The organism is Deferrisoma palaeochoriense, assembly GCF_054656955.1.
Map to the genome: position 1 here is coordinate 1 of NZ_BAAHXI010000110.1, position 6,143 is coordinate 6,143.

5 protein-coding genes are annotated in these 6,143 nt (G+C 70.1%); 4 read left to right on the forward strand and 1 reads right to left on the reverse strand.

Annotation, left to right across the window (positions count from 1 at the left end):
- Positions 1-162: 162 nt before the first annotated feature.
- Positions 163-1,779, reverse strand: a complete 1,617-nt coding sequence (locus ACYQ8L_RS17815) for a response regulator (protein ID WP_459943170.1) — start codon at positions 1,777-1,779, stop codon at positions 163-165.
- Positions 1,780-1,982: 203 nt separating this feature from the next.
- On the opposite strand from ACYQ8L_RS17815, the gene ACYQ8L_RS17820 reads away from it, so the two are divergent.
- From ACYQ8L_RS17820 to ACYQ8L_RS17835, 4 genes are all read left to right on the forward strand, one after another.
- On the forward strand, positions 1,983-2,507 hold the full coding sequence (locus tag ACYQ8L_RS17820; protein ID WP_459943171.1) for a hypothetical protein: 525 nt from the start codon (positions 1,983-1,985) through the stop codon (positions 2,505-2,507).
- Positions 2,508-2,787: 280 nt separating this feature from the next.
- Positions 2,788-2,943, forward strand: a complete 156-nt coding sequence (locus ACYQ8L_RS17825; RefSeq protein ID WP_459943172.1) for a hypothetical protein — start codon at positions 2,788-2,790, stop codon at positions 2,941-2,943.
- 154 nt (positions 2,944-3,097) lie between these two features.
- The gene (locus ACYQ8L_RS17830) at positions 3,098-3,517 is read left to right on the forward strand and encodes a helix-turn-helix domain-containing protein (protein WP_459943173.1); all 420 of its coding nucleotides are present in this window, start codon (positions 3,098-3,100) and stop codon (positions 3,515-3,517) included.
- Positions 3,517-5,844, forward strand: coding sequence for a VIT domain-containing protein (locus tag ACYQ8L_RS17835; protein ID WP_459943174.1), 2,328 nt, complete (start codon positions 3,517-3,519; stop codon positions 5,842-5,844). Before ACYQ8L_RS17830 ends, ACYQ8L_RS17835 begins: the two co-directional genes overlap by 1 nt.
- Positions 5,845-6,143 lie beyond the last annotated feature (299 nt).

Genomic DNA, 6,143 nt, shown 5'->3' on the forward strand with positions numbered 1-6,143 from the left:
CCCCGAGGGGGCACCGGAGGCGAGGCGCAGCCGGAGCGTGACAGCCGGCGCCTCCGGCCCCGCAAGGACGCTCCCGGTCCGCCGTCGCGGCGGACGGGTCCCCCCCCCGCCGGTCGTGGGAGCCCGCCGTTGGGGAGCGGCCGGAGGGAACGGGTGGCGGGCCTACCCGCAGGCCCTCCTTCGTTGTTCCGAGAGCGAGCGCACCCAGTCCGAAACCGACATGTCGGCTCCCGAGCCGACCAGCCGGCTCCAGGCGATCCACCCGTCGTTGGCGGGCTGGACGAGCGAAAGGCCCTTCTCCTTCGCCACGTCCTCCAGCACCTGCCGGCACGTGCTCTCGGACGCGAGGGTCCGGAACTCCGTGTACCCGCGGGGCCGATCGCCGCCATTCGCGATGTGCAGGATGTGCTCGCGCGTTCGGCGCTTGACCTCCCGGTCGATCGCGCGGGCGGTGGCGAGATCGGCCCGCACGGCGAGCAGCACCGTGGGCTCGTACCCCAGGGGCCGGGCGAGCACCTCCGCGCGGTATCCGGTCACCACCGCCTCCAGGACCGCGATCTCCGGCGGCAAGGGCTCCTTTCGGTGCACACGCTCCTTCACCAGGCCCCACTTGAGCGCCGGGGGTTGGGACACCCCCGCGAACTGGGTGCGCAGGAGGCAGACGTATGCGAACCGGGGCGTGATCGTGTGCAGGGGGCCGAGCAGCTTCGCCCCGTCGGGCAAGGGATCCGAGGGCACGACCTCCCAGCGGTAGGCTTCCACGGGGTGCCCGGCGACCTCGAACGCGACCCGGGGCCGCGCCTTTCCGTTCTTGTCCTTCCGGTACCACCACTGGAACTGCCGGAGGGGGACCGCGTAGGACGACTGCGCCCGCAGATAGTCGCGCTGCGCCCCGACGAGGTGTCCGAACGGGAGGGTGCAAGCCTCGCGAAGATCGGAAAGGGACGTCACCACGAGGTCCACCCGGTGGTACGGATCGCTCGCCCCGGGGAGGAGATTGGGAACCACCAGGGCCACGTGCACCGGCACCGTGTCGCGTCCCCGAAACCTCTGCAGGAACGCCTCCCGGTGCTCTGGGCGCACCGCGGCCGCCGTCATCACCGTGGCCTGGAGATGCTCCTTCGGGAACCCGAACTTCGTCGAGATCAGGTCCACCACCTCGGCGGCCAGGGCCTCCCGTTGCTCCGGCGTCTCCAAGGTCCGGGGCACGAACCGGGGAACCTCCTCGAACCGCTTGCGGGCGACGTATCTGTCGAACGCCCGCTGCCCGCCGTAATGGAATTCCAAGGGACCGACCCGGGAGCCGGACCGAAGCACCAGGGTCACCCGCACCCACCGCCCCGGCGAACCCTTCCGACGCTTCCTGCGGATCGGCCCCTCCACCGAAACCACCCGGTCCACCTCCGGGTGCGTCTCGAGGGCGCGGGTCACGTGCTCCCGGACCCGTTGGTCGGCCTCCTTCCGGAGCTGTTCCCGGGGAACCCGGACCTTGGGCGGATCGTCTCGGACGCACACGGGGCAGAAGCCCACCTTCGCCACCACCTCCTGTCCCGCGTCGGTCCCGAGCGCGCGGGACAGGCGGGTCCGCAAATTCAGGTTTCCGAACATGGTGCCCAGCGCGCAGTAATCCACTTGACGCCAGCCGTACCGCGGTGGAAAGGTGGCGCCGGTCTCCCGCATGGCGAACGCGATGCCATGGGGGGAGAGCAGGGTGGTGCCCTCGCGTTTGTATAGAGCGGTAAGGTGCTGTTGCTTCGTACGGCAGGTGCAGGACGACATGTTTTGCTCCTCCGTTGAAGAATGGTTTGGGTAAAGCCCCATTGCCTGTATGAATCACATGTTACCCCACGACGATGAACATATCAATATTGGTGTTGTGGAAACGCATATTTTTGTCAAATTGTCAAATATATCGGGGGCAGGGGCCTGAACTTGTTCTTGCGGATTGGCGGTTTTTCTCAGAGTTTGGAGGAGGGACGAGCGTGAGCCAGTTCGACCAGGTGTGGGCGCGGATTCGGGCGCTGACGGGGTGGCGGTACCAGTCCGACCTTGCGCGGTTTCTGGGCATCTCGCGGGCCAACGTGTCGGAGGCCAAGCGGCTCGGTGTGTTTCGCGTGGGCTGGGCGGAAAAGGTGGCGCGGGAGTATGGGGTGCCGGCGGAGATGTTGCTCTGGGGGGAGGAGCGGCGCGGGGAGGAGACCCGCGCGACCGCGGAGCGGCCCCCGGCCGGCGCGGCGATGGTGGAGGCGCTGGTGCGCGACCTTGAGGCCGCGCTGGCGGCGGTCAGCTGGAACCCGGGGCCCGAGCAAAAGGCCAGGCTGGCCGGGTTCCTGTTCGACTGGGCGCCCCGCACGCCCGAGGGGATGGTGGCTCCGGAGTTCGTGCGGCAGTTGGTGCGACTGCTCGCGGAGTCGGTCGCGGGGGCCGGATCGTCGCCCACGGGCGGCGAAAGCCCGCGCGGGGGGGATGCGCCCGGAGACCGGGTGCCGGCCCCGGAGGAGCAGTGACGCTCGAAGCCTAACGAGTAGAACTTGCGAGTGGTGAGTGTTTAGATGAGAGAGCCAAGCATGTAAGGAGGTTGCGCACGGTGGGTCGCCGACGGTTCGCCCACCGACGGGACGGGGCAGCGCGTTCGCCCGTCCGGTGTCGACGGGAGGCGGGGTGGCGGTCGGCGGACAGGATCTGACCGCCTTTCCGGATAGAATGCGGCCGATCGCGAGGAACGAAGGGAGGGGAAGGGGGTAACGGGGGGCGGAGGCTCGTGGCCCCTGCGGGGGAAGGTGTCGCATGTATCGCGTGTATCGCGCGATGGGCGTGGGCGTCGGCACGGGGCTCAGGCTTGGCCTTCTCGTGCTTGGGGGTGCCGTGCTGGCGCGGTTCTTCATCAAGTACGTCCGGAATCCCTTCGAGGCGCGGGTGATCGAAGAGCGCTCGAAGGGGTGATCCGGGCCGTCCCTTTCGGCGGCGGGCATGGGAACGACGCTGAAGGGGGCGAGGAAGCGAGACGCCGCGGGCGCCCGGGAAGGACGGCGACCGCCCCGTGCATGGTGACGGGGTGGTGTTTTTTTTGCTTGCATTGTGACAAAGGCGTGTTATTATGCGCGGCATGACCGAGACGCGCTACACCATCGACGACCTGGTGGAGAAAACCGGCTTTTCGCGGCGCCGGATCCGGTACTACGTGGCCGAGGGGCTTCTCGATCCTCCGGCCGGGCGGGGGCGCGGCGGGTTCTATTTTGACAGTCACCTGGAGCGCCTGCTGGAAATCCGCCGGCTCACGGACCAGGGGCTTCGCCTGTCGGCCATCCGGGAACGGTTCCGGGAACCACGAGGCCCGCGCCCCCCCGTCGAGGAGTCGGTCCCGGAGCCCGCGCCGGCGGGGGAGCGGTGGGTCCGGTTTGTGCCGGCCGACGGCGTCGAAATCCATCTGCGGGAGGACGTCGCCCGGCGCGTGGGCGAGGGCCTCCAGGACCTGCTGCGGCACGCCCGCAGCCTGACGAAAGGAGAGGAGGGGTGATGGAAGCGGCGGTGGCGTTCGGACTCTTTGGGACGACGAAGGAAGAGGCCCCGGTGCCGGTGCCCCTCGTGGGGGTGCGGGCCGAGGCCGACATCGTGGGCGGCGGGGCCCGGGTCGATCTGACCCAGACGTTCGAAAACCGCGAAGCCGTGGCCGTGGAGGCCGTGTACCGGTTTCCGCTGCCCGAGTCCGCGGCGTTGACGGGGTTTCGGGCCCGGGTGGGAGACCGGGTGGTCACGGGCCGGGTGGAGGAGCGCGACCGGGCCTTCGACGAATACGACCGGGCAATGGAGGAGGGGCACGGCGCGTTTCTGCTCGATCAGGAGCGGCCGAACGTGTTCACCCTCTCGGTGGGAAACCTCCCGCCCGGGGGCCGGGCCGAGATCACCCTGACCTACGTCGAGGTTCTCGAGGCCGACGGCACGGACCTGCGGTTTCGGCTTCCCACCACCATCTCGCCCCGGTACGTGCCGGGCGACATGGACGACGAGGACGGCGTGCCCCCGGAGGAGCGGGTGCACCCGCCCTACGCGGACGAGGTGCCCTACGGCCTTACTCTGGAGATCCGGGTCCACGGCCGGGATGCGCTCGAGGCCCTGGAGAGCCCGACCCACCCCGTGCGCGTTGCGATGGAGGGGGACCCGGTGCGGGTCGAGTTCGCCCCGGAGCGGGCGGCCATGGACCGGGACTTCGTGCTCACCGTCCGCCGCCGGGAGGGGCTTCCCTCGGCGGCCTGGCTCGTGGAGGGGGAGGGGGAGGCCTTCGTGCAGGCCGATCTCGTCCTTCCCCGGGACGACGCCCAGGACCTGCCGCACGAGATCGTGTTCCTCCTCGACTGCTCGGGATCCATGATGGGGAGTTCCATCGAGCAGGCGAAACGGGCGCTGCGGATCCTCCTGCGGGCCCTGCCGGCCGGGGTGCGCACCAACCTCTACCGGTTCGGGAGCACCCACGAGGCCGTGTGGCCGGAACCCCGGCCGGCCGACCCGAAGGCGGTGGAGGAGCTCGTGTCGCGGCTGGACGCCGTGGACGCCGATCTCGGGGGAACCGAGATCCTGCGGCCGCTTCGGGAGATCGTGGAGCGGCCCCTGCCCGGTGGCGCGCGGCGGGACGTGATCCTTCTCACCGACGGGGAGGTGGCGAACGAGCGGGCCGTCGCCAAAGTGGCGGGTAGCTACCCGGGGCGCGTGCGGGTGTTCGCGGTGGGCATCGGCCACGGGCCCAACGACTTCCTGATCCGGGAGACGGCGCGGGTTTCGGGCGGCGCGTCGGCCGTGGTGGCCCCGGGGGAGCGGATCGAGCCCCGGGTGCTCGGGCTTTTCGGGAAGGTGCTCGGCGCCTCGGTGACCGGGCTGCGGATCAAGGGGGTCCAGGGGCTCGAACAGGCCCCAAGGGAGGCCACGGGCTTCAGCGGGGGGCGGGTCGTCCTGTTTGGCCGGTGCCCGGCCGGGGCGGTGGGCCCGGAACTGCGCGTCGCCGGCCGCGCGGGGGAGGCGTCCCGCACGTGGACCCTGCCGGTCAAGCGGGTCTCGGTCGAGGCCGCGCCGATCCCCCAGCTCTGGGCCCGGGAGGCCATCCGGGACCTCGAGGCCGGAGTGGGGGGCGGTTCCCGACAGGGGCGAAGAAAGGAGGGGGCGAGGCGCGCGAAGATCGTCGAGCTTTCGACCCGCTACGGCCTCGCCTCGTCCTACGCGAGCTTCGTGGCCGTGGAGACCCGCCCGGAGACGGAGCGCCACACGGGCGAGATCGCGCTCCGCAAGGTCCCGGTGCTCGTGACAACGGACTGGCACGGGCGGGGGCTCACGGCGCCGGCCGCGGGACCTGTCGCATACGCCGCGGCGCCGGCGGGAATCTTCGGCCTGGGGCGGTTTCTCCTTGGAGGGGCCGGGCGCGCCGCCGTTTCGGCCCCGGAGGCCTTTGGCGTCGCCTGCGAAGGTTCCGACAGATTCGACCGACCCCCCTCCTTGGGGGTCGCCGACATGGCGGCGTCCTACGAGAGCGCGGACGAGGACTCCCGCCTCGTTTACGAACTCCTGGACCTTCAGCGCCCCGAAGGGGGGTTCGAGATCCGGGCCGGGATCGCCAAGCAGCTGGGCTGGGACCGGAGGGCCTTGGACCGCGAGGCCCGGGCGGCGGCCCCGAGCGCCGGGGACGAGGCCGTTCGCCTTCTTTGGACGCTGATCGTGTTGTCCGTCCTGGAAAACCGATTCGCCGACCGCACGGCCGAGTGGGCCGCGGTCGTGGAGAAGTCCAGGCGGTGGCTCAAGGAGAGATTGGCGGCCCTGCCACCAGGCGAGGCCGAGGCACTCAAGGCTGCGGTTCGGTGATCCGAGGTCTGAGTTGACGTCTGGTTACGAAGGGTGTGTCAAGATTTTTGTGTATGGGCCTGGGACCGTTCATGGTCACGTTTCAACCAGATCGAAGTGGATTGCCAACTGGACCCGGGCTCGCCCCCAGTAGGTGCTGGGCCGCCCCCATGTCTTTTGCGTAAGCGCCTTATAAACCGCCCCCTGGCGCGAGTTGGGCCAACAGGTCTGCCGGCATGTGCTGCGGCAGGAGCACCCGGTACTCCTCCCGGCAAGTCGCCAGCGGTACCCGCTCGAACACGTGCTTCAGGTACCGGTAC

Coding starts and splice junctions, on each gene's coding strand:
- ACYQ8L_RS17835 (WP_459943174.1), top strand. CDS start 3,517: ATGGAAGCGGCGGTGGCGTTCGGACTCTTTGGGACGACGAAGGAAGAG.
- ACYQ8L_RS17830 (WP_459943173.1), top strand. CDS start 3,098: ATGCGCGGCATGACCGAGACGCGCTACACCATCGACGACCTGGTGGAG.
- ACYQ8L_RS17825 (WP_459943172.1), top strand. CDS start 2,788: ATGTATCGCGTGTATCGCGCGATGGGCGTGGGCGTCGGCACGGGGCTC.
- ACYQ8L_RS17815 (WP_459943170.1), bottom strand. CDS start 1,779: ATGTCGTCCTGCACCTGCCGTACGAAGCAACAGCACCTTACCGCTCTA.